At 65.8% G+C, this 26,194-nt stretch carries 24 protein-coding genes; 12 read left to right on the top strand and 12 right to left on the bottom strand.

What is annotated here, in order from left to right; genetic code table 11:
* The first annotated feature begins 31 nt into the window (after positions 1-31).
* The 3 genes from ACOGXA_RS17885 to ACOGXA_RS17875 all read left to right on the top strand — a co-directional run bounded on the left by ACOGXA_RS17885 (position 32) and on the right by ACOGXA_RS17875 (position 3,612).
* Positions 32-826, top strand: coding sequence for an ABC transporter ATP-binding protein (locus ACOGXA_RS17885; protein ID WP_419925196.1), 795 nt, complete (start codon positions 32-34; stop codon positions 824-826).
* Between the two features lie 185 nt (positions 827-1,011).
* The gene (locus ACOGXA_RS17880; protein WP_419925195.1) at positions 1,012-2,349 is read left to right on the top strand and encodes an ABC transporter substrate-binding protein; all 1,338 of its coding nucleotides are present in this window, start codon (positions 1,012-1,014) and stop codon (positions 2,347-2,349) included.
* A 30-nt stretch (positions 2,350-2,379) separates the two neighbouring features.
* Positions 2,380-3,612 carry a cytochrome P450 gene (locus ACOGXA_RS17875; RefSeq protein ID WP_419925194.1) on the top strand — a complete coding sequence of 411 codons (1,233 nt, stop codon included), beginning with the start codon at positions 2,380-2,382 and terminating at the stop codon, positions 3,610-3,612.
* 18 nt (positions 3,613-3,630) lie between these two features.
* On the opposite strand, the gene ACOGXA_RS17870 is transcribed toward ACOGXA_RS17875, so the two are convergent.
* From ACOGXA_RS17870 to ACOGXA_RS17840, 7 genes are all read right to left on the bottom strand, one after another.
* Entirely contained in the window at positions 3,631-4,629 is a 999-nt protein-coding gene (locus ACOGXA_RS17870; protein WP_419925193.1) for an XdhC family protein, read from the bottom strand.
* Positions 4,630-4,643: 14 nt separating this feature from the next.
* Positions 4,644-6,995, bottom strand: a complete 2,352-nt coding sequence (locus ACOGXA_RS17865) for an aerobic carbon-monoxide dehydrogenase large subunit (RefSeq protein WP_419925192.1) — start codon at positions 6,993-6,995, stop codon at positions 4,644-4,646.
* 9 nt (positions 6,996-7,004) lie between these two features.
* The gene (locus ACOGXA_RS17860; protein WP_419925191.1) at positions 7,005-7,484 is read right to left on the bottom strand and encodes a (2Fe-2S)-binding protein; all 480 of its coding nucleotides are present in this window, start codon (positions 7,482-7,484) and stop codon (positions 7,005-7,007) included.
* 2 nt (positions 7,485-7,486) lie between these two features.
* Positions 7,487-8,350 carry an FAD binding domain-containing protein gene (locus ACOGXA_RS17855; RefSeq protein ID WP_419925190.1) on the bottom strand — a complete coding sequence of 288 codons (864 nt, stop codon included), beginning with the start codon at positions 8,348-8,350 and terminating at the stop codon, positions 7,487-7,489.
* Positions 8,351-8,521: 171 nt separating this feature from the next.
* Positions 8,522-8,917: a type II toxin-antitoxin system VapC family toxin gene (locus ACOGXA_RS17850; protein WP_419925189.1), complete on the bottom strand. Its 396-nt coding sequence runs from the start codon at positions 8,915-8,917 to the stop codon at positions 8,522-8,524.
* 289 nt (positions 8,918-9,206) lie between these two features.
* Positions 9,207-9,581, bottom strand: coding sequence for an NYN domain-containing protein (locus ACOGXA_RS17845; protein ID WP_419925188.1), 375 nt, complete (start codon positions 9,579-9,581; stop codon positions 9,207-9,209).
* A 15-nt stretch (positions 9,582-9,596) separates the two neighbouring features.
* Entirely contained in the window at positions 9,597-10,517 is a 921-nt protein-coding gene (locus ACOGXA_RS17840; RefSeq protein ID WP_419925187.1) for a Dyp-type peroxidase, read from the bottom strand.
* A 113-nt stretch (positions 10,518-10,630) separates the two neighbouring features.
* Between ACOGXA_RS17840 and ACOGXA_RS17835 the strand changes: the two genes are divergently transcribed.
* The 4 genes from ACOGXA_RS17835 to ACOGXA_RS17820 all read left to right on the top strand — a co-directional run bounded on the left by ACOGXA_RS17835 (position 10,631) and on the right by ACOGXA_RS17820 (position 15,373).
* Positions 10,631-11,425 carry an enoyl-CoA hydratase/isomerase family protein gene (locus ACOGXA_RS17835; protein ID WP_419925186.1) on the top strand — a complete coding sequence of 265 codons (795 nt, stop codon included), beginning with the start codon at positions 10,631-10,633 and terminating at the stop codon, positions 11,423-11,425.
* 8 nt (positions 11,426-11,433) lie between these two features.
* Entirely contained in the window at positions 11,434-12,600 is a 1,167-nt protein-coding gene (locus ACOGXA_RS17830; protein WP_419925185.1) for an acyl-CoA dehydrogenase family protein, read from the top strand.
* A gap of 91 nt (positions 12,601-12,691) precedes the next feature.
* Entirely contained in the window at positions 12,692-13,960 is a 1,269-nt protein-coding gene (locus ACOGXA_RS17825) for an ATP-binding protein (RefSeq protein WP_419925184.1), read from the top strand.
* A gap of 48 nt (positions 13,961-14,008) precedes the next feature.
* Entirely contained in the window at positions 14,009-15,373 is a 1,365-nt protein-coding gene (locus ACOGXA_RS17820) for a phosphotransferase family protein (protein ID WP_419925183.1), read from the top strand.
* A gap of 26 nt (positions 15,374-15,399) precedes the next feature.
* Here ACOGXA_RS17820 and ACOGXA_RS17815 read toward each other — a convergent pair whose 3' ends face one another.
* The 4 genes from ACOGXA_RS17815 to ACOGXA_RS17800 are packed head-to-tail and all read right to left on the bottom strand — an operon-like array spanning position 15,400 to position 17,695.
* Positions 15,400-15,834 (bottom strand): PIN domain-containing protein, encoded by a 435-nt coding sequence (locus tag ACOGXA_RS17815; RefSeq protein WP_419925182.1) that lies wholly within the window; start codon positions 15,832-15,834, stop codon positions 15,400-15,402.
* A gap of 10 nt (positions 15,835-15,844) precedes the next feature.
* Complete coding sequence (locus ACOGXA_RS17810) at positions 15,845-16,075, bottom strand: CopG family transcriptional regulator (RefSeq protein WP_419925181.1); 231 nt, start codon at positions 16,073-16,075, stop codon at positions 15,845-15,847.
* A gap of 55 nt (positions 16,076-16,130) precedes the next feature.
* Positions 16,131-17,006 carry an ROK family protein gene (locus ACOGXA_RS17805; RefSeq protein ID WP_419925180.1) on the bottom strand — a complete coding sequence of 292 codons (876 nt, stop codon included), beginning with the start codon at positions 17,004-17,006 and terminating at the stop codon, positions 16,131-16,133.
* Positions 16,997-17,695: an aquaporin gene (locus ACOGXA_RS17800; protein WP_419925179.1), complete on the bottom strand. Its 699-nt coding sequence runs from the start codon at positions 17,693-17,695 to the stop codon at positions 16,997-16,999. The genes ACOGXA_RS17805 and ACOGXA_RS17800 overlap by 10 nt, the downstream gene beginning before the upstream one ends.
* A gap of 27 nt (positions 17,696-17,722) precedes the next feature.
* Here ACOGXA_RS17800 and ACOGXA_RS17795 point away from each other — a divergent pair, with 27 nt between their 5' ends.
* The 4 genes from ACOGXA_RS17795 (at position 17,723) to ACOGXA_RS17780 (ending at position 23,458) form a co-directional block, all read left to right on the top strand.
* Positions 17,723-20,077 carry a xanthine dehydrogenase family protein molybdopterin-binding subunit gene (locus tag ACOGXA_RS17795; protein ID WP_419925178.1) on the top strand — a complete coding sequence of 785 codons (2,355 nt, stop codon included), beginning with the start codon at positions 17,723-17,725 and terminating at the stop codon, positions 20,075-20,077.
* Positions 20,078-20,087: 10 nt separating this feature from the next.
* Positions 20,088-20,561 (top strand): cupin domain-containing protein, encoded by a 474-nt coding sequence (locus ACOGXA_RS17790; RefSeq protein WP_419925177.1) that lies wholly within the window; start codon positions 20,088-20,090, stop codon positions 20,559-20,561.
* Positions 20,558-21,415 (top strand): TauD/TfdA dioxygenase family protein, encoded by an 858-nt coding sequence (locus ACOGXA_RS17785; protein WP_419925176.1) that lies wholly within the window; start codon positions 20,558-20,560, stop codon positions 21,413-21,415. Before ACOGXA_RS17790 ends, ACOGXA_RS17785 begins: the two co-directional genes overlap by 4 nt.
* Positions 21,416-21,532: 117 nt before the next feature.
* Positions 21,533-23,458, top strand: a complete 1,926-nt coding sequence (locus tag ACOGXA_RS17780; protein ID WP_419925175.1) for an ABC-F family ATP-binding cassette domain-containing protein — start codon at positions 21,533-21,535, stop codon at positions 23,456-23,458.
* A gap of 489 nt (positions 23,459-23,947) precedes the next feature.
* Here ACOGXA_RS17780 and ACOGXA_RS17775 read toward each other — a convergent pair whose 3' ends face one another.
* Positions 23,948-24,547: a hypothetical protein gene (locus ACOGXA_RS17775; RefSeq protein ID WP_419925174.1), complete on the bottom strand. Its 600-nt coding sequence runs from the start codon at positions 24,545-24,547 to the stop codon at positions 23,948-23,950.
* Between ACOGXA_RS17775 and ACOGXA_RS17770 the strand changes: the two genes are divergently transcribed.
* Positions 24,546-25,505, top strand: a complete 960-nt coding sequence (locus tag ACOGXA_RS17770) for a transglycosylase family protein (RefSeq protein ID WP_419925173.1) — start codon at positions 24,546-24,548, stop codon at positions 25,503-25,505. The two genes, ACOGXA_RS17775 and ACOGXA_RS17770, sit on opposite strands and share 2 nt — an antisense overlap.
* The last annotated feature ends 689 nt before the right edge of the window (positions 25,506-26,194 follow it).

Below are 26,194 nucleotides of genomic sequence, written 5' to 3'. Positions count from 1 at the left end.
ATGCCACGGGAATCACACTGGAAACAGTGTCATGAGCGATCCGATCCTCAGCTTCGATGACCTGACCGTGCAGTTCGGCGGGGTTCGGGCGTGCGACTCGATCAGCGGGCGCGTGGAGCGGGGTTCGCTGTTCGCGCTCATCGGCCCCAACGGCGCCGGCAAGACCACCTTGGTCAACGCGGTATCCGGCGTCTACAAGCCGCTGCCCGGCGCCCAAGTGCGATTCCACCCCGAAGGCAAGCCCAGCGAGGAGCTGCTTTCCTACCGCCCCTATCAGATAGCCCGCCTCGGCGTGGCCCGGACGTTTCAAAACCTGGGGCTGTTCATGGGCGAGAACGTGCTCACCAATCTGCTGCTGGGCCGCTACATCCATGAGCACACCCGCCTCATTGAGGGCGGGCTGTTCACCCGGCGGGCAGTCAAGCGGGAGTTGGCTGCCCGAGCGGCCATCGAGCGGGTGGTGGACCTGCTGGATTTGGGCGCTTTTCGCCGGGAGCCGGTGGGCGACCTCCCCTACGGCGTGCAAAAGCGGGTGGAGTTCGGCCGGGTGCTGGCCATGGAGCCTGAACTGCTGATGCTGGATGAGCCCATGGCCGGCATGAGCGTGGACGAGAAGCAGGACATGATCCGCTACATCTATTCGGCCCAGGATGAGCTCGACATGACGGTGTTCCTCATCGAGCACGACATGGGCGTGGTGATGTCGATTGCCGATCACGTGATGGTGCTCGACTTCGGCCAGAAGATTGCCGAGGGGACCCCCGCGGCGATGCAGCAGGACGAGCGGGTGATCGCCGCCTATCTGGGCACCGAAGTCGAGGTTTGAGCCCCCATCGGCTCCCAGACTTCGAGATGCTTTTTGTCTAGCCTCCTACATTTGGAATTGCACGTATCCGCACCGCGGTAGCTAGGGTGACGGCTGGTTCGTGTCTTTCCTAGAGCGCGAACTGTTAAACAACAAATGATGGAGGGGGACCCCACATGTTGAATCGCTGGCTCAAACTAGCAGTCGTGCTCTTTGCGTTCGCGTTGATCGCAGCGGCTTGCGGTAACGATGACGACGATGCTGCCCCAGCAGCACCAGATCCGACTGCTGCTCCGACTGAGGCACCGGCACCTGAGGCCACCGAGGCCCCAGCTCCTGCTGAGGAAGAGGCGCCTTCTGAGATGACGGTGCCCGACAACCCGGACAACGGGGTTACCTCCGATTCCATCAAGGTGGGCTGGATGGGCGACCTGACCGGCCCGACCGCCTCATCGCAGTCATTCAACAGCCACGGCAGCGAGGCCTACTTCGAGTGCGCCAACCGGGACGGCGGCACATTGGGGCGGATGTTCGAGTATCTCCCCGAGGACGACCAGTTCAACGCCGACAACGCGGCCATCAACTTCACCAAGCTCACCGAGGACGACAAGGTCCTCGCCCTAGTCGGCTTGGGCGGGTCGCATATCAGCACCCAGCTCCAGCCTGACATCGAGACCCTGAACCTGCCGGTGATCGGCCCACCCCAAACCATCGACATCCAGCTCGAAGGCGACCAGTACTTCAACAACCTGGCCCACTACGGCGACCAGGCCGACCTGGCCGCCGGGCACATTGGCGCCACCGTCGGCGGCATCGAGAACGCCGTGGTCATGGGCATCAGCCTCGAGGTGCCCTCCGGCACCGAGTTCGCGGCCTACGTGGAGCAGTCGGTAGAGCGCCAGGGCGGCACTTATGTCAACACCCTCTACGTTGCGCCAGGCGCCACCGAGGTCACCGCCCAGATGGTGGAGTTGCAATCAGCGATCGACGATCAGGGTGTGAACTATGTGACCCTCCACGGCTCGCCGGGCGCTGGCCTGGTGGTCATGCAGGGCATGGCCGACGTGGGCATCACCGACGTTCCCATCATCGGCATCCACGGCATCGCGGCCAACTCGATCTGGACCGAGGGTCCGCCCGAGGTGAGCGACGAGACCTTCGGCATCCACTCATTCCTGACCGCGAACAACAACATCGCAGCTTCGGCCCTGATGGAAGAGTGCGCATCGCTGGCTGGCTACGGCGGCGAGCACCTCAACTTGAACTTCGCTCACGGCTTCCTCAACGGCTACGTGTTCCACCAGGCCGTGGAGCGGGCCGCCGAAACCGGTGAGCTGAGCCGCGAGGGCCTGACCGAGGCCCTCAAGGGCAGCTTCGACACCATGGGCATCACCTGCCCGATCGACTGGTCGGCCTTCCCGCACCACAGCCAGTGCGGCGCCGCCTTCTCGCTCGACGCCACCAGCGGCGGCATGGTTGCGGCCAACCCGTTCGCGTTCTACGCCGACAACTTCGACGGCGAGTATGGGATCGAGATCGGCTAGCAGAGTCGCCTAACCGAAAGGGCCCCCACGTTGTCGGACTCCAGTACGGTCGCTGAAGAATTCGCGGCCTATCTGGCCGACAACGTGGGGGCCGACCCCTTTCCGATCTTCCGCCGGATGCGGGAAGAGGCCCCTGCTTTGTGGGTCGAGCCGCTCCAGGCGTGGGTGCTCACCCGGTGGGATGACATCACCTCGATGCTGGAGGACGGCGACAAATACGGCCCGCTGATGAACCAGCCGGGCACGTCCAGCATCTTCGGCCGGGCCATCTTGCAGATGTCGGGCGACGAGCACCGCCGCAAAGACGCCATCATCGCCAAGCGCCTGCGTGGCCCCCGTTACCTTGGTTCCACCATCGAGGACATCGTCTCCGGGCTGGTCCACGAGTACGGCGAACAGTTGCCGGTGGCCCCAGAAACCGCCGACCTGCGCACCGGGCTCACCGAGCCGGTGCCGCTGGGGGCCATCGCCGAGCTGATGGACATGGGCGAGGCCAGCAACTTCCGGAACTGGTACAACGACATCGTCGCCGCCGGGACCTCAAACGTGACTCGCGACCCCGTGGTCCACGCTCAGGGAGAGGCCGCTCGCGACGAGCTTTACGACTTCGTCACCCCGAGCATCGAAGAGCGCCGCACCTGTCCCGGCGACGAGCTGCTGTCGGATCTGTGCTCGATGGAGTACGAGGGCGAACGGCTGTCCGACGACGAGGTCCGCAGCTTCACCGCGTTCTTGCTGTCGGCCGGGATCGAGACCACCGATCGGGCGCTGGCCAATCTGGTCAAGCACCTCATTTTGCAGCCCGAGCAGTGGCAGCGCCTCAAGGATGACACCGAACTGGTCAGCTCCGCGGTCACCGAGATCCTCAGGTACCGACCTCCGGTCCACGTCACCATCCGAATGGCCAAGCACGATTTGGACGTGGACGGCACCACCATCCCCGAGGGAAGCAAGGTGATGTCGTTCGTATCCAGCGCCAACCACGACACTGCCCGATTCGACGACCCGGATGTTTTCGATGTGGGCCGCTTCCAGGGCGAGGAGCGCCCCAACTACACGCTTATTGGGCCGGTGCGGGCGTTTGGCGGCGGCCCCCACACCTGCACTGGCTCGCTTTTAGCCAAATTGGAGATGGAGCGCACCCTGGAGTACCTGCTCGACCGGTTCGACCGCTTCGAGTTCGCCGGCGATGTTCCTCCCGACACCGGCATCGTGCTCCGCTCCCCCACCAGCCTCGACGTAGTCCTCCACTCCGCGGCCTGACCGCCCAGCCCGGGCGGTCTAGGAGGCGAACACCTCCGGTTCAGATTCAAAGCGCTGCTGGCATCCGGGAGCGCAGAAGTAGTAGCCGATGCCGTCGTGGACGGTGTGATAGCGGGCGTCGGCCACCAGCACGGTCATGCCGCATACGGGGTCGATGGCATCTTCAAGACGGTCTTCGCGGCCAGAAGCCGTCTCCGCAGCGAGCTGCCCCTCAGCGCGGCGGGCCACCATGTCGGCCATTACCGCGGCAGCGATCTCCCGGTTGGGGATGCGGCCCAGGTCCATTCCGGCCGGGGCGTGGATGCGGGCCAGGTCGTTGTCGGCAAACCCCTGGCTGCGCAAGTAGTCGCGCATCGCCTCGGCCCGCTTGGCCGACGCCACCAGGCCGATGTAGCCGGCATCGGTGCCCAGGGCAGCCGCCAGCGCCACATCGTCGTAGTGCCCTTGCGTGGCCACCACCACCGCAGTGGCCTGGTCGACCGTCAGCTTGGCGAGGTCTAGATCGGTTCGCACCAGCTCAGGGCACTCGTGATCGTCGGTCTGGCCACCGTCGTCGATGACCACCGCGTCCCAGCCGATGGCAGCGGCCACCGAGGCGATGGCGTCCACCGCCGGGGTGCGGCCGATCACCACCACTTGAGGGGCGGGCAGGCTCGGCTCCAGGTAGATCTCCATTGCTCCCTCCGAATCGCACGCCATGGCAATCGACCGCAGCCCGTCGTTTTGATTACCGGCTTGACCCTGACCAGGGTCCCGGTGGTGGTCCCGGCCTTCCGAAGGCCCCAAACACAGCAGCCGGGGTTCGCCGTGCTCGAGGCAGGCCAGCGCCTCCACGATCACCGTGGGCTCCGCGCAGGCCCCGCCCAGCCAGCCTCGCACCGCCCCATCGGGCAGGATCACCGCCTGCGATCCCTGCTGGCCCGACGACGGGGCCCGACGCCAGATCACCGAGGCCAGCACGAAAGGCTGGCGCTGCTGGCGCAGCTCAACCGCCCGGGCCATGACATCGACGTTCACGGCAAGGGCGCCGGCTAACTGGCTTCTTCGATGGCGGCCCACACCCGGTCGGGCAGTACCGGCATGTCGATGTTGCGGACCCCGAGATGGGCCAGCGCGTCGATCACCGCGTTCACGAAGGCGGCGGGCGACCCCACGGTGGCCGACTCCCCCACACCCTTGGCCCCGATGGGATGGTGGGGCGAGGGCACCTCGGTGGCCAGCAGCTCGAACCGGGGCGTCTCCCAGGCGGTGGGCACCAGATAGTCCATGAAATTGGACCCGATGCAGTTGCCGTCGTCGTCGAAGGTGATCCACTGCATAGACGACATGGCAAAACCCTCGGTGAGGCCGCCGCACACCTGCCCCTCCACGATCATCGGGTTGATCCGCACGCCGCAGTCGTCCAGCGCCACCATGCGCTGCACCTGCCACACCCCGGTGTCGGGATCCACCTCCACCACCACGATGTAGCTGCCGTAGGGGTAGGTGAGGTTGGGCGGGTCGTAGTAGGTCACGTCCTCCAGGCCGTACTCCATGCCCTCGGGCAGGTTGGTGTAGGCAGCCAGGGCCACGTCTTGGATTGTGACCGACCGGTCGGGGCTACCGGCCACCGAGAACACCCCCGAGGCCAGCTCGATGTCCTCGTCGGCCGCTTCCAGCAGGTGGGCAGCGATCTTGCGGGACTTGTCGGCCAGTTTTCGGGCCACCACCGCGGTAGCCGCCCCGCCTACCGGGGTGGAGCGGGACGCGTAGGTGCCCAGCCCGTAGGGAGTGTGGTCGGTGTCGCCGTGCTCCACCTTGATGTCATTGGCCGGGATGCCCAGCACCTCGGCCACGATCTGAGCGAAGGTGGTCTCGTGGCCCTGGCCCTGGGTCTTCACGCCCAGCTTCAAGATGGCCTTGCCGGTGGGATGCACCCTCAGCTCGGCCGAGTCGATCATTTTCAACCCGGCGATGTCGTAGGTGTGCGAGGGCCCCGCCCCCACCGCCTCAGTGAAGTGAGCGATGCCGATGCCCATGAGCCGTCCTTCGGCTCGGGCCTCGGCCTGCTCTCGGCGCAGGTCTTCGTAGCCCACCTCGTCCATGGCGGTGCGCAGGGCGGTGGGATAGTCGCCGGAGTCATAGACGAAGCCGGTGGCCGTCTCATAGGGGAACTGCTCGGGTTGGATGAAGTTGCGCAGCCGCATCTCGGCCGGGTCGATGCCCACCTCATAGGCCGCGTTCTGCACCAGGCGCTCGATCAGGTACGAAGCCTCGGTGATGCGGAACGAGCACCGATAGGCCACCCCACCGGGGGCCTTGTTGGTGAACGCGCCCTTGCAGTCGATGTGGGCGGCACCGAAGTCGTAGCTGCCGGTGACCACGTGGAACAGCCCGGCCCGGAACTGGCTGGGCTGGGCGTCGGAGTAGAACGCCCCCTGGTCCGACAGCATGTTCACCCGCAGGCCCAGGATGCGGCCCTCGTCGGTGACGGCCAGCTCGCCCTTCATGTAGTAGTCGCGGGCGAAGCCGGTGGAGATGAGGTTCTCGGTGCGGCTCTCCACCCACTTCACCGGCTGGCCGATGAGCAGCGACGCCGCGGTGGCCACCACATAGCCGGGGTAGATGGGCACCTTGTTGCCGAAGCCGCCGCCGATGTCGGGGCTGACGATGCGGATGTTCTGCTCGGGCAGCCCGGCCACCATGGCGAACAGCGTCCGGTGGGCGTGGGGGGCCTGAGAGGTCATGTAGATGGTGGCCTGCCCGGTCACCGAGTTGACGTCGGCCAAGATGCCGCAGGTCTCCAGTGGGGCGGGATGCGACCGGGGGTAGTGGGTCTCCAAGGTGACCACCCGGTCGGCCTTGGCGAACGCCTCTTCAGTGGCCCCCTGGTCGCCGGTCTCCCAGGTGTAGGCCAGATTATCGGTCTGGCCCTCCTTCTCGTCGCGGATCAGCGCCGCCCCATCCTCGAGCGACTGCTGAGGGGTGGTGATGGGGGGCAGTTCCTCGTAGTCCACCTCGATCAACTCGAGGGCGTCGGTGGCGATGTAGGGATCGGTGGCGATCACCGCGGCCACCTCTTGGCCCTGATAGCGCACCTTGTCGGTGGCCAGCACAGCCTGGGTGTCGCCCGACAGGGTGGGCATCCACGCCAGCCCGTGCTGGTCCATCAGATCGCCGGTGACCACGGCCACCACCCCGTCGAGGGCGGTGGCCGCCGAGGAGTCGATGCCGTTGATGCGGGCGTGGGCCAGCGGGGAGCGCAGGATGGCCATGTGCAAGGTGTTGGGCAGATCGATGTCGTCGAGAAAGTTCCCCTGGCCCTCGATCAGCCGGGCGTCCTCTTTGCGCTGGACGCTGTGGCCGATGCCGCCGATCTCAGCCGGTGTTGTTGGTGCAACCATGATTGCTCCTCAGCTTCCGTTGGACGACTCGGCCACCCGGGCGGCCGCCGTCTGGATGGCTTTGACGATGTTGATGTAGCCGGTACACCGGCACAGATTTCCCGAGATAGCCCAGCGCACCTCGTCATCGGATGGGTCGGTGTTCTCGGCGATGAGCGAAGCGCCCACCAGCATCATTCCCGGGGTGCAGAACCCGCACTGGAGGCCGTGGTCATCGGTGAACGCCGATTGGATGGGGTGCAGCCCCTCGGCGGTTTTGAGTCCCTCCACGGTGGTGACCTCGGAGCCGTCGGCCTGCGCGGCCAACACGGTGCAGGCCTTGACCGGCTTGCCGTCCATCAGCACGGTGCAAGCGCCGCAGCTGGTGGTGTCGCATCCCACATGGGTGCCGGTCAAACCGACCGTGCGGCGGATGTGGTCCACCAGCAGGGTGCGGGGCGCCACATCGCTGGCGTGGTCAGATCCGTTGATGGTGACGGTGATCTCCATTGTCAGCTCCCTTCGGCCTGTTGGGCGGCGGCAGCCAGCCCCCGCTTGGTGTAGGTGCGGACCACCTGGCGCTTCCAGGCGGCGGTGCCCCGAACGTCGTCTCGGGGCTCAGCGGCCGCCGCGGCCAACTCGGCGGCCTCGGCGAACAGCTCGGCTGAGGGCTGTTGGCCCACCATCAGTGCCTCGGCATCGGTTGCCTTGGTGTTGATCGGGTTGACCGAGGTGAGGGCCAGACCGGCTGCGGCAATGGCCCCGGCGTCATCCAACTCCAAGTGCGAGGCCACCGCCACGGTGGCGTAGTCGCCGATCTTGCGCTCCAGCTTCAGGTAGGCCCCGCCCGAGCGGCCCGATGGAACGGGAATGCGGAGCCCGACCACCAGTTCGTCTTCGCCCAGCGTGGAGGTGAACGCCCCGTCGATGAAGTCGGCAATGGAAATAGACCGCTCGCCGCTGGGCCCCTGGGCCACCACGTCGGCCCCGGTGGCCAACAGCACCGAGTTCCAATCGCCCTCCGGATCGCAGTGGGCCACCGACCCGCACATGGTCCCCCGGTTGCGCACCAGAGGATCGGCCACCCATGGGGCAGCGGCGGAAATGGCCCCGAACGTGGCGTCAGAGGCCACCACATCGGCGTGGCGTACCAGCGCCCCCACCCGGAGATGCCCGTTGGCCCGCTCAATGGCGTCCAGCCCAGCGATGCGGTTGATGTCAATCAGCGTGTCGGGAAACGCCACCCGCATCTTCATCATGGGGATCAGGCTCTGGCCCCCGGCCAAGAACCGGCCCCCCTCCCCCGCATTGGCCTTGGCCTCCACTGCCTCGCCGACAGACTGGGCCACGACAAGGTCAAACCGTGACGGATACACCAGCCCTCCTCCCCTGGACTTCAGATGTTCCCGCCACCCTACCCCTCAGCCGAAACCCCCCGCACGGGATGTCAATGAGTTGGTTCACCCCAAACGGCGATCCAACCGGGCACCGACGAATGCGGCGACGTTGCGGCGGGCTTGGTGGGTCAGGTCGTATTCGTTGCGGGATTAGGCGATTTGGGAGCCGAGGACTTCGAAGCCGCGGTCGACTGTTCGGGCGGCTAGGCGCTCGTCGAATGTGGCTATTGCCCTTGCCCGATGGCGAAGAGCGGTGTCGAGCACTATGGCGTCAGGCAGCCTTAGACCGGTCTCTGCCCGCAACAAGGCCCAGCGGATCGGCGCGTCGAGGTCGACATCAACCACGTCAAACGCGGCGCGAAGCCTTGAGGCTGCCTCGTCGAGCACGCCGAGTTTGGCCGAGGCAACCAGGCTTTCGGCCAAGGTGATTGGGTGGAGGAGCGCCACCTCTCCAGCGATTTCACCGTTAATGGCCACTGCTTCGCGGTGATGGTCGTCTTTGGGATCACGTAGGGCAACAATCCAGCTGGCATCAGCCACAATCACGCGGGCCAATCCTCGTCACGGTCATAGTGGTCTGAGGAAGCGGGCAAAGAGCCGACGAGACCCTCACGAGCACGAGCGCGTGCCGATGGTGATTGTCCTCCCTGCGCCCAGTCCATCATGACCAGGCGAATGAGCATTGACCGGGGAACGTCACTCCACCTTCGCGATGCTTCATCGAGGATCTCGGCAATCTCATCGGTTTCCGTTACCGGATGACGGGGACGGGTTGTCGGCACCGGCCAAAGTGTAACACTTGGTGCGACACTTTGGCCAGATAACGGTGAAATACCTACCCCAGCCGGCGATCCAGGCGGTCGCGAAAGGCTCGGGCGCCCACTACCACTGCGCCGTGGCGGCGGACCCGGCGGGCCAGGTCGCGGTCGGAGGTGACCACGGTGGCCGACGATGGGTCGGCCATGTCCGCCACTTCTTGGGCGATGCGGTCGTCGGCGGCGTTGGGGCCCCGGCGGGAGGCATAGGCCAGTTCGACCGGACCGTGGTGCCCGGCGGGCAGGCTGGGTACCGGACGACCGTCAGCGACAACCAGAGCCGGCACCCCAGCATCGCCGATGTCTTCGACCAGCCGGATCAGCGCACCGTCCCGGTCAGCCCACCAGCCGTCGGGACGACACCCAATCACGTTCATGGCATCAACCACAATCATTGTGGTTGACCCCTGCTAGGCCAGGCTGGCGTCGAGGCACTCCACGGAGGGAGCGAAGTAGTAGCTGCCCGAGGCCGGGTTCGAGAAGTCGGTGAGCATGTCGCGCACCTGGCCGTTGCGGCCATACATCGCATCCATGCGCTCCCGGAACGGGGCCTGGGTCTTGCAGAAGGCCATGAAGTACAGGCCCACGGTGCCATCGTGGAAGGCGTACGGGGTGGACCGGCGGGCGATCTCATCTCGCTTGGGCTTCGACGCATCGGCGGTCTCGCCCTCGCGCAACTCCACGTGGGAGAGGTGCGAGTGGGGCGCCTGCTCGTCCAGGCGGGTGGAATCGGCCTTGGTCCGACCGAAGTTCACCTCTTGGGTGGGCACATCCTGCTTCTCCCAGGCCACCAGGTCGTGCACCCAGCGCTGGGCGATGATGAAGCTGCCGCCCGCTCCGGCCTCGCCGTCGGGCCTGATGGCCACGGCGGGCTGATCCTCGTCTTCGGGGTTGCCGGTGCCGTCGATGAAACCGGTCATGTCCAGGCTCTCGCCGTAGATGAAAGTGGGGGTCTCCCGGGCCACGCTCATACCCCCGGCGATCAGGGCCATGCGGGCGTCCCATTGGGCCTTCCACACCAGGTCTTTCTCGTCGTGGGTCATCCACAACAGCAGTTCTTCCTGGGTGCCCTTGGCCTCGCGGCCGCTGCCGTCGATGGACTCCACCGTGTGGTACGGCTGGAAGTCGTCGGGAACGTCATCGGTCAGGTCGGCCAACAGGGTGGGGCCGAGCCCGATTACCAGGTTGATCCCCAGAGCATCGCAGTTGCTGCGGCAATCGGAGATCGCCGACTTGATAGCACCCAAGTCAGCGCCGTCGCCACGGCTGAGGTGGACGTACCACTGGTACTTGCCCATATCGTTGAAAATTGCCGGCTGGCAGGTCGCCATTCGCCTCTCCTCCTTGAAAACGTCGACTTCTAGCGAAGTCTGGCACTATTGCTGCGCTGATGCATCTTGGAGCGGAAAAATTCGGGATCACCAATGGCCACTGGAGGTAACCCATGAACCCCGACGACTACGGCGCACTGGAAGTATCCACCGTCGATCGCATAACCACGGTGGCGCTCAACCGGCCCGAGGCCCGAAACGCCATCAATTCGGTCCTCCACGACGACCTCACCAGGGTATTCACCGACCTGGACCAAGACCCCGACACCGACGTTGCCATCCTCACCGGCGCGGGCGGGTCGTTCTGCGCCGGCGGCGACATTCCCTGGCTGCGCAGCATGGCCGGAAATGTGGCCGAGGTTGAGCGGGTCATCCGGGCCGACCGGCGCATCACCGAAACGGCGCTCACCCTGGAAAAGCCCATCTTGGCCAAAGTGGACGGCCCGGCGGTGGGACTGGGCTGCTCGCTGGCGCTGTACTGCGACTTCGTGTACGCCTCGGAGCGGTCCGTTTTCGGCGACCCGCATGTGTCAGTGGGACTTGTGGCTGGCGACGGGGGTGCTCTGCTGTGGCCACAGTTGGTGGGCTATGCCCGGGCCCGGCGCTACTTGCTGACCGGCGATCTGATCAAGGCCCCAAAGGCGGCTGAGATCGGCCTCATCACCGAGTGCGTTCCCGGCGACGACATCGACGACACCGTGCAGGCCATGGCCGAGCGGATGCGCGACGGCGCCCGCATGGCCATCAAGTTCACCAAGGCGTCCATCAACGCCGGGCTGCGCCAAGTGGCCAATGCAGTGGTAGACCGGGCTGCGTCCACCGAGGGCCTCACCATGATGACCGAAGACTTCGTGATCGCCTTAGAAGCCTTTATGGCCAAAGAACCCCCCGAATTCATCGGCCGCTAAGGACAGCCGTGGACTACCCCACCGAGGCCGAGCACCACGCCCTGTTGCGGAAGACCATTCGGCGCTTCGTCGAGGCCGAGATGCCCCGGGAGCTGGTCCGCCAATGGGACCGCGAGAACGAGTTCGACCGGGGTGTGCTGTACAAGCTGGCCGATCTTGGGCTGTTCGGCATCACCATCCCCGAGCAGTACGGCGGGTCGGGACGGGACATCACCGCCACCATGATCGTGATCGAGGAACTGTGCCGCCGCAGCACCGCGGTGGGCAGCGGCTACATCTACGGCGCCTGCTACGCGGGGATGAACCTGGTGGAGACGGCCAGCGAGGCACAACGCCAAGAGTGGCTGCCTCAGGTGGCCCGGGGCGAGATGCTGTTCTCCTACGGGCTGACCGAGCCCGATGTGGGCTCCGATCTGGCCAGCGTCACCACCACCGCGGTCCGCGACGGCGATGTGGTGCGGATCAACGGGGCCAAGCGGTTCTGCTCCGGCACCACCTACACCGACTACATCTACGCCCTAGTCAACAGCAACCCCGGCGGGGAGCGCTACCACAACCTGTCGTTTGTGCTGATTCCGCCCTCATCGCCGGGAGTGACCATCGAGCCCCAGCACGCCATGGGCCTCAAAGGATCGATGACCACCGATGTCACCTTCAGCGATGTGGAGGTGCCCGCCGACAACATCGTGGGCGGCGACGAGGGATGGAACCAGGGATGGGCCAAGCTGGCCGGCCCCGGCCTAGACGTGGAGAAGATCGAGGTGGCCGCCATGGCTCTGGGCATCGCCACCGGGGCAGTCGAAGACGCCTGGAACTACGCCCAAGAGCGGGTCCAGTTCAACAAGCCGATCAGCAGCCACCAGTCGATACGCCACATGCTCTCCGAGGCCCGCACTCGCCTGCTGGCCGCCCGTCTGATGACCTACCACTCCGCCAGCCTGCTGGACGAAGGAACGGCGGCGTCGGTAGAAACCTCGATGGCCAAGCTGTTCGTGTGCGACACCGCCAAAGACATCGTTTTGTCGATGCAGCAGGTGATGGGGGCCTACGGCTACGTGGAAGACTTCGACATGGAGCGCTACGTGCGCGACGTGCTGGTCATGCCCATCATCGGCGGCTCTTCCGCTATCCAGCGAAATAACATCTCCAACCGACTCAAGTTGGCAAGGGAATAGCCGTTCTCTGCTGCGAGTTTGTCGATTAGTAAGCTGCGAATTTGCTAAATAGAGACCTGCGGAATTGATGATTTGAGCTAGGATTCGGGGCATGGAACTCATCGCCCGGCATGTTCGACCTGAGATCGAAGCGGCGTTGGAGTGGTCGCGGGTGGTGATGATCCACGGGGCACGGCAGACCGGCAAGACAACGCTGGCTCGGGAAATTGCCGAGACCCGCGGCGGCACATATGTGTCGCTCGACGACGATGAGCAGCGCGAGGGCGTGCTGCTCGACCCGGTGGCCTTCTTGTCCAGCCAGAGCTATCCGCTGGCCATAGACGAGGTCCAACTCGGCGGAAATCGGGTCATCGTCGCAGTGAAACGGCTAGTGGACGAGGACCGGACTCCAGGCCGGTTCATCCTCACCGGGTCCACCAACTTCCTCACCGTGCCCGGCATCAGCGAGTCGCTCGCGGGACGAGTCCGGATATTCAGGCTATGGCCGCTATCCCAAGCCGAACTGGCCGGGATTGCCCCCACCGAGATCGACAACTGGTTCGAGGGCGACCCCAGGCCGGCCCCGGCATCCGACCTCAGCCGGGAGGACTACTTCGCCCGCGCCTGTCGAGGGGGTTACCCCGAGGTTGTGGGCTTGGACCCGAATCAAAGGCAGGGCTGGTTTGACGACTACGTCGAAACGGTCGTCCAACGCGACATCATCGCACTCGCCGATGTCCGCAGAGCCGCCTCGCTGCCCCGCTTGTTGCGCTGGGCAGCTGCCTTCACCAGCAGCGAGATCAACCAGACCGGCGCCGCCAAAGAACTGGGAGTAGACCGATCAGTGATCGCCTCATACCTCGAATGGCTCCAAACCGTCTTCTTGCTTCACGAACTGCCGGCTTGGTCCCGAAATCTCTCGTCTCGCACGACCTCGCGACCCAAGGTCCACCTTACCGACGCCGGGCTGGCTGCCAGCCTGCTAGAAGTCGATGCCGGGGCGCTGGCTTCGCCCACCGCCCCGGCATCGGGGGCACTGTTGGAGACGTTCGCCGTCAACGAGATCGCCCGCCAGCTTGCGGCCTCGTCCCGCAAGCGCGTCCTATACCACTGGCGCAACCACCAAGACCGCAACTACCGGGGCCGCGAGATAGACCTGGTCATCGAAGCCCGCAACGGCGATGTGGTTGCCGTGGAGATCAAGGCCACCTCCTCCCCATCCCGCCAGCACACCGACCACCTCCGCTGGTTGCGGGACAAGCTAGACGCAACCACTCCTGGGGCTTTCCGAGCGGGCATCCTTTTGCACACCGGCCCCTACACCCTCTCAGCAGGCGACCGCCTCCATCTCCGCCCCATCAACTGCCTGTGGGCGGGCTGACCGCTGGGTCAGAGTTCTATAAGGTCACTGACGACACAAAGGCAGGCCATGACCGAGATTGAGACAGCAACCATCCAAGACAGTGCCACCGAGAAGGTGGTGGCCTGGCTTGAGGACAATCTGGGGGGCACGGTCACCGACATCGCCCGACAGGCCCGCTGGCGGCCGGTGTGGTTCGCCGATGTGGAGCGCGGCGGGGAACGGCTCGAGCTGTGCGTCCGGGGCGACCGCACCGACATGCCCCTGGTTTTCCCGCTCGACCATGAGATGCGGCTGCAAAGGGTGCTCGGCGAACACGGTATTCCCGTGGCTCAGGTACACGGCTGGATCGACGACCCCACCGCGTACGTCATGGACCGGGTGCCGGGCGAGAACCACTTCGAGAACTGCACCGATGCCGAGCGGGACGCGGTGGTGGACGACTACCTGCACATCCTGGCCCGGATGCACGCCCTGGACATCGGACCGTTCGTCGAAGCGGGAATCATGCGAGCAGAACGACCCGAGGAGTCGGGTCTGCTGGGTCTACGGCGGTACAAGGCCTTGTACCGCAGTGTGAAGACGCTGCCCGACCCGTTCCTGGAGTTCTGCTTGGGCTGGCTGCGGCGCAATCCCCCGTTCTCCCGAGGCCGGGAGTCGGCCATCGTGTGGGACACCGGGCAGTTCCACCACCAAGACGGCCGGGTGGTGGCCGTCTTGGACGTGGAGATCGGCCACATCGGCGACCCGATGATGGACCTGGCCGCGTGGCGCCAGCGCGACACGGTGCTGGGATTCGGCAACTTCGCCAAGCTGTACGACCGCTACGGCGAGCTGGTCGGCGAGCCGGTGGATTTGGACGCCATCCAGCGCCATCACTTCATGTTCACCCTCTCCAACCAGCTCCCCTTCAGCGCGGCGCTGCGGGAACCGGCCCCCGACTCCGACCTGATGACCAACCTCCAGTGGTGCTGCGAGACCAACCTGTTCGCCACCGAGGCCCTAGCCGAGATCCTCGATGTGGAGCTGCCCACCGTGGAGATACCCGAACCCCGGGAGTCCCGAGCCGAGGTGGTGCTCAACCACCTGGTGCGCAACCTGCGCACATTGCAGATCGAAGACGAGTACCTGCGCTACAAGCTGCGCACCATGTTCCGCATGGCCCGCCATGCCTCCCGTATCGACGAGATTGGCGACGCCGTATCCAACACCGACTTGGACGACCTCCACGAGCTGCTGGGCCATCGCCCGGCGTCATGGCTGGAAGGCGAGGCCGAACTCGAGCGGTTCGTGCTGGCCAATGACGACACCTCCCGCTACGACGAGGACTTGGTGGAGATATTCCACAAGCGGAATCTGCGGGCTCAGATGCTCCTCGGCCCCGCAGGCTCAGCCATGGCCCGCCACCTCCGCATCCAGACCTTCAGCGACTAGCCGATCGGGCTTGACAGGGGGCGACTTCAGATCAGGTCGCCGAAGTGGTGCTCAAACGGGTTCACCACTGTCACGCCGTCGAGTCGCAAACCATCCTGGAGGTCTTCGGTGAGCAGATGCCGGCAGCCTTCAACCTGGGCAGCCGCAACTATCAGCGAATCCCAATAGGACAATCCGTATCGGTCCTCAATCGCCCATGCCCTACCCAGCAATGCATCGGTGAGGACAACCGGGTCCCATTCCCCAAGATCCAAGACATCCGCCCGCGCCTCGGCGACGGGCATGGCCGGACTCAGCTTGCGGGTCACCGTCACATAGAACTCGTTGAGGACCTGCACGCTCGTGCGGCCAGTCCTCGCTTCCCAAAGCTCGGCCATCCATGCCTGGGCTCTCTGCTGCTTGTCGGGTTCAGAAGCGTCACGGGCGTAGACCAGCACGTTGGTGTCGACGAAAACCGACATCAGGGCACCATCACCTCTGATGCACCTCATCACGGGTGGGATACTGCTGGCCGGGCACCCTCAATGTCACAGGACCACGGCTGAGATACGACTGCTGGGCCCGCTCGTAAGCCTCAGGCTCGGTCATCTGCTCGCGCAAGAGGTCGCCCACGTACCGCGACAGGCTTGTGTCACGTCGAGCTGCTTCGATGCGCGCCCACCGGGCGGTCTCATCATCAAGGCTGACTGTCACATTTCTCACGAATTCACGATATCACGGATTTAGTGATATCTAGACTTGATTCGTTGCAGCTGCCTCAGCTCAGACCGCGGGCCGCAACCGCGGCCGCGCCGATGAGGCCCCCGTCGGCGCCCAAGGGGCTGGGGATGATGCGGGCTCCCTGGGAGTGGACCAGGCGGCAAATGCGGTCGATCTCGGCTTGGGCCGCATCGAAGAAGTCGTCGCCGTAGCCCAGTGCCACCGATCCGCCAACCACGGCCAAGCGCAGGTCGAGCAGGTTGGCCACCGAGCCCACTCCTCGGCCCACCAAGGTGCCGACCCGGCGGCGCATCTCATCCGGCGCACCTGCTGGGGCCCCGCCGTCCAACAGATCAGCGATGGCGGTGCCCGAGGCCTGGCCCTCAAGCAGGCCCACTGCCCCGGCGGCATCGGCCCGTCCGCCTTCAGCCACGAAGATATGGCCGATGTGCCCGGCATTGCCGTCGGCCCCGTCCAACAGCCGTCCGTTCAGCACGATGCCGCCCCCGATCCCGGTGGACACCACCATGGCCAGGTAGTTGTCCTCCCCGACAGCCCCTCCTACCCACCCTTCGGCCAGGGCCAGGGCTTTGGCGTCGTTGTCCACCGCAACCGGCATCCCGAGCGCCTCTGCCAACCGGTCTCGCAGGGGGAAATCCCGCCACACGGCAATATTGAGGGGAGAAAGCAGCCGATGGTTGCCTCGCGACGGCCCTCCGCTGCCCACGCCGCAGACGCTCACCGGCTGGCCGTGTTCTTCGAGAACCTCCCGGGCCAACTCCACGATCAGGGAGAACAGCGCTTCTTCATCCTGGGCCTGAGACGGTCCTCGCCGCTCGTGGAGCACTCGCCCTCCAGGGGCGACCACACCGACGGCTACCTTGGTACCACCGATGTCCACGGCCAGCACCGGGTCGCCTAGCACTATCTCCACGAGCTGAGATTAGGAGACGGGCTGTCCTGCTGGTTTGTTCGGGGGTACACGAAGCGGATCAATACCACCGCAACCACCAGACCGACGATCTGCATCACGATGAACATGGGCGCCGACGACGGCTCGATGCCCGCGAACGTGTCGGAGAACATGCGCCCGGCGGTCACCGCCGGGTTGGCGAAGCTGGTGGACGAGGTGAAGTAGTAGGCCCCACCGATGTAGGCGGCCACCGCGCCAGCCACAAACCGGATGCGGTCGGTGCGCACCAGTGCGAAGATCAAAGCAACCAGTCCGGCGGTGGCAATCACCTCGCCCAGCCATAGGTGACCAGCCGAGCGGTCCTTAGTCGACCAGTCCACTGCATCCAGGTCGAACATCAGGTTGGCCAGCACCGTACCGGCCACCGCGCCGGCAACCTGGGCGGCGATGTAGGGCGCGATGTGGCGGCGGGGAAAGCCCCCCAGCGCCCAGTCGGCCAGCGTCACCGCCGGATTGAAATGGGCCCCTGACACCGGGCCGAACATCAAGATGATGGCGAACAGGACCGCGGCAGTGGCCGCCGCGTTCTGGAACAGCTGCAATCCCTCATCGGTGGGCGACAGCATCTCGGCCATAATCCCCGACCCCACCACGCCAACCAGCAGCAGCGACGTGCCGACGGCTTCAGCGACGAGCTTGCGACTCAGCACGAGGGAAAGCTAATACGCTCAGCGACCATGAGGTTCACCGGCGCCAGCGTTCCCCGGCGGGAGGATCCGCGCCTTTTGGCCGGTGCGGGGCGATTTGTGGACGACATCGATAGGCCCGGCCCACTGGAGGCTGCGTTCGTGCGCAGCCCGGTGGCCCACGGGCGGCTGATAGAGGTCGAGGCCGGCAATGCCAGGGCTACCGATGGCGTAGTGGCGGTGCTGACCGCCGAGGAGCTCGCCCAATGCTGCTCTCCCATGGGCTGGGGGGCGGTTGGTCCGCTGATCGTGCCCGCCCATCTCCCCCTGGCCGACGACCGGGTTCGCTTCGCCGGCGATCCGATTGCCGTGGTGATTGCCACCAACCGGGCCGCCGCCGAGGACGGCGCCGATGCGGTGGAGGTCGACATCGAGCCGCTGCCCCCGGTGACTAGTGCCGCCGCGATGGGCGATGACGCCGCCGCCGTGTGGGATGAGGCCCCCGACAACGTGCTGTGGTCGGGAGAGGAGGTGTGGGGCAACCCCGACGAGGCCTTCGCTTCCGCCGCCCATGTCATCTCCGAGACGCTGACCCAGCACCGACACACCTGTGCTCCTTTGGAGACCCGGGGCGGGGTGGCCGAATACGACACGTCCACCGGCAGCCTTCACTACGAGGTGTCCCACCAGAACCCCCACGCGCTGCGGGTGCATTTGGCCGCCATTCTGGGACTGCCCGCCGCCCGAATTCGGGTGACCTGCGACAGCATCGGGGGGTCGTTCGGGCTGAAGTCCAACCCCACACGGGAGGACGTGGCGGTGTGCGCCGCGGCCCGGCTGCTGGGCCGGCCGGTGCGCTGGGTGGAGGACCGGGCCGAGAACCTGGTGGCCGGGGGCCACGCCCGCGAGGAGCAAGTGAGCGTGAAGGCCGCGCTCGACGAGAACGGGGTGGTTATCGGTCTGCGGGCCGATCTGGTGATGGACCACGGGGCCTACCCGTTCTTGAATCTCCCGCTGTCGCTGTTCGCCAACATCATCAAGGTTCTTCTGCCCGGCACGCTGCGGGTGCGCCACTACCAGTTCCGGGGATCGGTGGTGGCCACCACCAAGGCCTCCTTCGTGGCCTATCGGGGGCCGTGGGAGATCGAGTGCTGGGTGCGGGAGCGGCTCATGGACCTGATCGCCCGCCGACTCGGCCTCGACCCGCTGGACGTGCGCCGCCGCAACTACATGGGCAACGACCATTTCCCCGGCGCCATGCTCACCGGCCCCACCCTGGATTTCATGACCATCAACCAGACCCTCGACCGGGCGGTGGAACTGGCCGATTACCAGGGCTTTCGAACCGCCCAGGCTGAGGCCCGAGCCGAGGGGCGGCATCTGGGCATCGGCCTTTGCACCTACTTGGAGCCTGGCCCCGGCCCCACCGACTACGGGCAGGCTCTGGGATTCACCTACGAACAGCGCTCGATGCAAAGGGCGCGGGTGAAGCTGGAGCCCGACGGCTCGGTAACGGTGTTCACCAGCCAGCAGCCCCACGGCCAGAGCCACGAGACCACATTGGCCCAAGTGGTGGCCGACGAGTTGGGGGTGGGCTTCGACGATGTGCGGGTGGTTTCCGGCGACACCGACCAGGTGCCGTTCAACATGGTGGGCACCGGCGGGAGCCGGGCGGCCACGCTGGGAGCCGGTGCGGCCCAAGGGGCGGCCCGCATCGTGCGCCACAAGCTTCTGGCGGTAGTGGCCACCTTGTTGGAGGCCAATCCCGACGATTTGGACATCATCGACGGGGTGGTAGCCGTGCGGGGTTCGCCCGACCAGTGCAAGACGGTGGCCGAAGTGGCCCGGCTGTCCTACATGGCCCCGTTCACCCTCGATCAGGCCCTGGGGGACGGTTTCGACGCCTCGTTCGACTTCGAGACCCCAGCAGGCGGGTGGACCCAGTCGACCCATGTGTGCTGGGTGGAACTCGACCCCGGCACAGGGCTGGTGACCGTGCCCCGCTATCTGGTGGTGGAGGACTGCGGAGAGATGATCAACCCCGCGGTGGTGGAGGGCCAGATCCGGGGCGGGGTGGCCCAGGGGATCGGCAGCGTGCTGTTGGAGAAGATCGTCTACGACGACAGCGGGCAGTGCACCACGTCCACGTTCATGGACTACCTGCTGCCCACTGCGGCCGAGATACCCCGCATCGACATTGAGCACCTCGAGGGGCCCTCTCAAGGGGACGTTCCTTGGCGGGGCGTGGGCGAGGGCGGCGCCATCGGTTCCCCCGCCGCGGTGTGCAACGCCATCGAAGACGCCCTCGCCCCTTGGGGCGCCAAAATCACCGAGCAGTACCTCCCTCCCAGCCGGGTCCTCCAGTTCATTTCCTCCGCCACAGAGCCGAATGAAGCCGAACACTAACGTTGGGTATGTGAGCGACAATCCCATCGGCGAGCGGCGGCCGATCCGCATTGCCGACCTCGAATGGGAAGATTTCACCGACCCCGACGAGCCCGACCGGGCGCCGGGACCGTTCGTACGCTGGCTGGTTGATCCGGCCTCGGGCAATCGGGTCATGCACGTGAAGTCGTGGGCGGGCCGTAACGCCACAGCCCACTGGCACCTATCCGACACGGTGTACCTGGTGACCAAGGGCGAGTTCATCGTGGAGGGCGAGGAACCGTACCAGGAGGGCGACCTGCGCTGGGTACGGGGCGGATTCGCCTACGGGCCAGAGCGATCAGGACCCGACGGTTGCGAGTACCTGTTCTTCAGCCTCGGCCCCTACGACAAGCTCGACCCCGATGAGCACCCGCCCCCGCTGGGCCGCTGGGACGACCCGTCCACCTGGGTGGAGGGCTACCCTCAAGTTGAGCGGACCAAACTGATAGACAGTCCCCGATGAGCCTTCAGATCACCCCGCTGGGTGCCCCGCTGGGCGCCGAAGTGGGCGGATTCGATTTCACTGCTCCCCCCAACCCGGAGACCACTGCCCAACTGCGGGCCGCGGTGGACGAGTACCTGCTGCTGGTGTTCCGCAACTCCGAACCACCCACCCCCGCCCAGGTCACCAACTTCTGCGAGTCGTTCGGCCCGCTGCGCCCCACGCTGGCCGACAAGTCCCGCCTGCCCGGCTTCCCCGGCATCAACCGAGTGTCCAACGTGGATGTCGACGGGGTGGTCGGGACCGGGGGCACCGATGTGGTCACCTACCACTCCGACCTCAGCTTCAACCCGCCGCTCATAGAGTTCCTGTACTTGGACGCGGTAGCCCTGCCGTCGTCAGGCGGGGCCACCAAGTGGCTGAACCTGGTAGCCGCCTACCAAGACCTCGGCGACGACATCAAAGCCCGCATCGACGATGTGGGTGTGGTCTACCGGCTGCGCGATGGGCTGGACTTCGGCGCGTACTTCAAGGCAACCGACGGCGAAGCGCTGCTGGCCGACCGGACCTGCATATCGCTGGTGCAGACCAATCCCCGCTCCGGCCGCCGCAGCGTATGGCCCAACACCGGCCCCGACTTCGCCGCCGACGTGGAGGGTCACAGCCCCGATGAGGGCGCTGAGCTATTGGCCGAGCTGTTCGCCCACTGCACCCAAGACCGCTACATCTACGAGCATCACTGGAAAGTCGGCGAGTCCGTTTTCTGGCTCAACACCCAGACCATGCACCAGCGCGAAGCCTTCCCTCCCGACCAGGTGCGCGAACTCCGCCACGTCAACATCTTGGGCCACACCGACCCCCGCCAAGCTGCCTAGTGGTCCGTCTGCACCCCCTAGACAGATTCACCCTCCCCCCATGCCTGCACACCCGACACCCGGACACGACCCGATGCGCCCGGCCTTGGCGGTTCTGAGCCGCCTAGGAAGCCTGAATTGACCGCACTCACCGCATCGGGTCTGGCCAAGTCCTACGGCCAGCGGCGGTTGTTCGCCGATGCCTCCGTGCAGCTCTCCCCCGGGCTCCGGGTGGCGCTGGTGGGCGGCAACGGAACGGGCAAGACCACCCTGCTGGAGTTGCTGATCGGCATGGACGACCCCGATCAGGGCGTGGTCGTGCGGCCGAAGGGCGCGGAGATCGGCTATCTGCCCCAAGAGCTGGGCGACTCGCCCGACGGCACCGTCATCGAGCAGGTCATATCCGGGGCCGGGGCTCTGGCCCGATTGGGCGAGCAACTGGCCGACCTTGAGAAGCGGCTGGGCGGCCTCGACGAAGACCACGATGCCGTGCTGGCCGAGTTCGGGGAGACGCAAGCCAACTTCGAGCAGCTCGGCGGCTACGCCTTGGAGGCTGAGGCCGCCAAGGTGCTGGCCGGTCTGGGCTTCTCGCCAGCCGACTCCCACCGGCCCGTGCGAGAGATGTCGGGGGGCTGGAGGATGCGGGTGGCTCTGGCTCGACTGATGGTGTCCCAACCCGATGTGCTGATCCTCGACGAGCCCACCAACCACCTCGATGTGGACTCGACCGCCTGGCTGGAGCAGCGGCTGGCCACCTGGCCTGGCGCGCTGCTGTTCGTGAGCCACGACCGGGACTTCATCGACGCGGTGGCCAATCGGGTGGTGGAGCTGGCCGAGGGAACCACCCTCACCTATGCGGGCGGGTTCGCCGAGTTCGTGGTGGCTCGCGAGGAGCGCCTGGCCCGCATCGAGGCCGCCGCGGCCCGCCAAGCTCGGGAGGTGGCCCGGGTGGAGCGGTTCGTCGAGCGGTTCCGCTACAAGGCCACCAAGGCCCGGCAGGTGCAGAGCAGGGTGAAGACCCTGGAAAAGCTGAACCGCATCGCCGCTCCCAGCCGGGCCGACCTGGCCGCCCGCTTCGCCTTCCCAGAGCCACCCCGGTCGAGCCGGGTGGTGGCCGAGTTGACCGACGCGACCGTCGGCTACAGCCTTGACGCCCAACCGGTGGTCTCGGGGGCGACCTTGGCGGTGGAGCGGGGCCAGACCGTCGCCCTGGTCGGGCCGAACGGCGCGGGCAAGACCACGCTGTTACGGCTGATACTCGGCGATCTGGAACCCGACCAAGGTCTGTCCCGGCTCGGCGCCAACGTCAAAGTGGCCGCGTTCCACCAGCATCAGGCCGACGAACTGGACGGGTCGAAGCGGGCCATCGAGGTGTTCGCAGCCGGGATCGACCCCGGACGGCGGAACCTGCGGACCGTGCTCGGGGCATTTGGCTTCCCGGGCGACGCCGCCGACCGGCGGGTATCGGAACTATCGGGGGGTGAGCGCACTCGCCTGGCACTGGCCCGCACCATGATCGAGCCGGTCAACCTCATCGTGCTCGACGAGCCCACCAACCACCTCGACTTGCCAAGCTGCGACGTGCTCGAAGACGCCCTGTCCGCCTATCCCGGAACCGTGCTGCTGGTAACCCACGACCGCCACCTCATCCGGTCGGTGGCCGACGCCCTGATCGAGGTCCGCAATGGCCGGGCGGTTTGGCACCACGGCGTGGACGAGGCGGTGCTCACCCCGTCACCGCCGGAGCTGCCTGCACTCGCCGCGGCGAGCCCCGCCGACAATGGCCCTGAGCCCCGGCCCGGCAACGCTCGCAGCCAGCGCCGCCGGGCCAACGCCCAGCAACGGCAGTCCACCAGCAAGCAGCAAAAACAATTGGCCCGGCTGGAACGGGACTACGAGGCCGCCCGAGCCGAGGCGGACGACCTGCTACGCCGGCTAAGCGACCCCGAGATCTACGACCGCCCCGAGGAAGTCCACGCCCTGGCCACCGCCCACGAAGCCGCCGCCCAACGCGCCGCTGCCCTCCTCACCCGCTGGGAAACCGCCGTCGATGCCCTCGAATAAACAAAAGGGCAAGCCGCCTGACTCGTGATCAGCGCCAACGGCAAATCGAATGGCATGCACTGCCTGTTGGTTGGGAGCAGCTCGACTATTCCGATTTCTTGGAGAAACGCCGGGCACTGATGGCCAGAGTGGCTCGAAATGGCTTCGAGCGGCTTTGGAATGACGACAGCATCGATCACTCAACCTCCACACTGGGTGACTTACTGGAGGCAGGCGAATCTCAGACTGTCGAGTTCAAATCCACAGCCCGCTGGAACCTTCACTCTGGTCAGCAGGACAAAAGAATGGAGCATGTGCGAAGCCGGTCTTCGCCAAGGCTGTCGAGGGAGGAGGACAACCTTCCGAGTTTTGGGTTCGCATCGGCAACGCTACGAAACAACTTCACGGCGACGACATGATGGGGTATCAGGACGACCACTGGGGCTAGCGCCAGTCTGTGCCAGTCACACGAGGGGTCGCCTTGGTCCGGCTGGGGAGGCGCTGGCGGGGTTAGGGGCAGGAGATGGTGATGGTCATGTCGGGTGGGGCGGCTTCCACGTACAGGGTGCCGTCGGCTTGGCTCTCCACATAGGTCATCGGGGCCTCGATGTCTTCGGACAGCTCATCGGCTATCAAGATCCGGGACGCGGTTCCGTCCAAGACGAACAGGAACTCGGCGCCGGTTTCACCAGTGGCCTCCACCCGGCCGTAGTCGTCGTCGCCGAACTCGCAGGTCACGTCTTGGTGGAACACCATCTCCGCGGTGCCAACCGTGGCCACAACCGCCACATCGGGCCGGCTAGGAGGCTCTGGCGGTTCGGTTGAGACCTCAGCGGGCAACGGCGTCGCGGGCGGCATCGTCGGCGAAGCGGCCGGACTTGGCACCTCAGCCGCAACCGTGGGCAAAGCGGCCGGCACCGGTGTGGAGACTTCCAGAGTCGACTGGCTTCCCCCGCCGCAGGAAACCAGTCCTGCCCACAGCAGAGCCGCCGCCGCGGGCACACTGAGACGACGCCATGCGCCCGCTCGGCATTGTCGGAAGCTAACGTCATCTTGGCCAGCAACGGGCATCAACAGATACTTGCACGACCACAGGAGGACCAGGATCATGACCAGAAATGGACGCTGGCACCGACCCGCTCTGCTAGCCGCCGCGGCCTTGCTTGCCCTTGGCGCGGTTGGCTCTTCGGCAGGTGGTCAAAATCCCGACGCGCGCGATGCGCTGATCGCCCGCCAGCATGCCCTCATCGCCGAACAACAGACCCTGATAACAGCCCAGGAAGCTCTGCTGAACGACTATCGGTGCCGGTTCGAGATCGACACCCAACTGGTTCCCAACGGCTGCCCCAAACCAGCAGGACCCACCCCAAGCCCGACTGCCACGCCCGCCCCCACCCCAACGCCTGCACCAACGCCCACCCCGACACCAACGCCCACCCCCACTCCTACTCCAACTCCCGACAAACAAGCCGATAAGGCAGCAATCCCCGCGGGCACCACCGAGCAGCAGTGGGAGCAACTCCGGCAGTGCAATGCGAACGGCAACTACCAATACTCCAACCCCAACGGAGTCAATTTAGGTGTCTACGAATTCAGGCAAACCAGCTGGGACGACCTGGCCCGCCGCCACTATCCCCATCTGGAGGGGGTGAACCCCAGCGACGCCGCCCCCGCCGACCAAGACCGCATGGCCTACGCCCTCCACGGAGAGCGGGGGTGGGCACCGTGGCCATCCTGCGACCCGTCGCTGCCGCCTGACGACGACACATCTGGGGATTCAACCGACTTACCCGCGATCCCCGCGGGCACCACCCAGGCCCAGTGGGACCAGCTTCGCCAGTGCGAGTCAAACGGCAACTACCGCGCCTACAACTCTGCCGGGCCGTATTTGGGCGCATTCCAGTTCCACCAAGACACCTGGAACGGGGTAGCCCAGCGCAACTATCCACGCCTCAACGGGGTGGACCCCCGTGATGCCACACCCGCCGACCAGCACCGCATGGCCTACGCCCTCTACGAAGAATCGGGATGGCGGCCATGGCCCGCCTGCACCGCGGCTTTCCGGTAGCAGCCTCAGGCTCAGGGCCAATCGGGCGCACCCAACTCGACCAAAGACAAATTCTGATACTCGCGAGATGCATATGAGTTTCCTCGTTAACAGCACTTAAGCGTCTTCGCAAAGCACATACAAGCTGTCAGACTCAGCGGTGAGAGCGAGCGCACGGGCCGGTGCTGCTTTGCGGCTCGCCGGTGCCCGGATGCCCCACCACTGGGTGCCCCTGGCCCGCCTACTTCTGCGCAACGAGGGGGGTGGCCTCCTCCGGCATCGAGGGGCCGGTGGACATGGCGCATCATGTTCCACGCTTGGACGACACCTAGCTTCGTGGCAGGTACAAGTCGAATCGATGTGTCGTGCCATCAAGTGTGAATCTGCCCTGACGCAAGACATCTAGGCCGATCAGGACATCAGCTCCAACGATATCGGCTGTGTATGCAGTGACCGGAATTGGGTCTGGTGGCCTATCCTGTCGCCAGCCGACTGTCAACGTGAGCGGATACACCGAGCTAAGGCGTTCTCCCGAAGCGGTTTGCAGCATCGCCTCTCGCACTGGCTCAAGCAACAGCCGTTCAGCAGTGCTCAGCCTGAGACACGTCGTGACGGAGCCTGTGTCGATGATTCCCTTGGTTCTCTCGGGTGGGAGCACCATCCGCCCATCAAATCGGCGCCGCTCTATCTCGCCCGGAAGCAGCCCAATC

This window comes from Candidatus Poriferisocius sp., assembly GCF_965208475.1.
In the GTDB taxonomy this organism is placed as follows: Bacteria; Actinomycetota; Acidimicrobiia; order Acidimicrobiales; family Bin134; genus Poriferisocius.
This window is presented reverse-complemented; position numbering and strand designations above follow the sequence as displayed.

Bases quoted from the DNA above. Each gene is read 5' to 3' on its own strand.
- ACOGXA_RS17885 (WP_419925196.1), top strand. From the start codon at position 32: ATGAGCGATCCGATCCTCAGCTTCGATGACCTGACCGTGCAGTTCGGC.
- ACOGXA_RS17795 (WP_419925178.1), top strand. From the start codon at position 17,723: ATGAGGTTCACCGGCGCCAGCGTTCCCCGGCGGGAGGATCCGCGCCTT.
- ACOGXA_RS17840 (WP_419925187.1), bottom strand. From the start codon at position 10,517: ATGGCGACCTGCCAGCCGGCAATTTTCAACGATATGGGCAAGTACCAG.
- ACOGXA_RS17775 (WP_419925174.1), bottom strand. From the start codon at position 24,547: ATGATCCTGGTCCTCCTGTGGTCGTGCAAGTATCTGTTGATGCCCGTT.
- ACOGXA_RS17845 (WP_419925188.1), bottom strand. From the start codon at position 9,581: ATGATTGTGGTTGATGCCATGAACGTGATTGGGTGTCGTCCCGACGGC.
- ACOGXA_RS17820 (WP_419925183.1), top strand. From the start codon at position 14,009: ATGACCGAGATTGAGACAGCAACCATCCAAGACAGTGCCACCGAGAAG.
- ACOGXA_RS17860 (WP_419925191.1), bottom strand. From the start codon at position 7,484: ATGGAGATCACCGTCACCATCAACGGATCTGACCACGCCAGCGATGTG.
- ACOGXA_RS17865 (WP_419925192.1), bottom strand. From the start codon at position 6,995: ATGGTTGCACCAACAACACCGGCTGAGATCGGCGGCATCGGCCACAGC.
- ACOGXA_RS17785 (WP_419925176.1), top strand. From the start codon at position 20,558: ATGAGCCTTCAGATCACCCCGCTGGGTGCCCCGCTGGGCGCCGAAGTG.
- ACOGXA_RS17835 (WP_419925186.1), top strand. From the start codon at position 10,631: ATGAACCCCGACGACTACGGCGCACTGGAAGTATCCACCGTCGATCGC.
- ACOGXA_RS17815 (WP_419925182.1), bottom strand. From the start codon at position 15,834: ATGTCGGTTTTCGTCGACACCAACGTGCTGGTCTACGCCCGTGACGCT.
- ACOGXA_RS17770 (WP_419925173.1), top strand. From the start codon at position 24,546: ATGACCAGAAATGGACGCTGGCACCGACCCGCTCTGCTAGCCGCCGCG.
- ACOGXA_RS17825 (WP_419925184.1), top strand. From the start codon at position 12,692: ATGGAACTCATCGCCCGGCATGTTCGACCTGAGATCGAAGCGGCGTTG.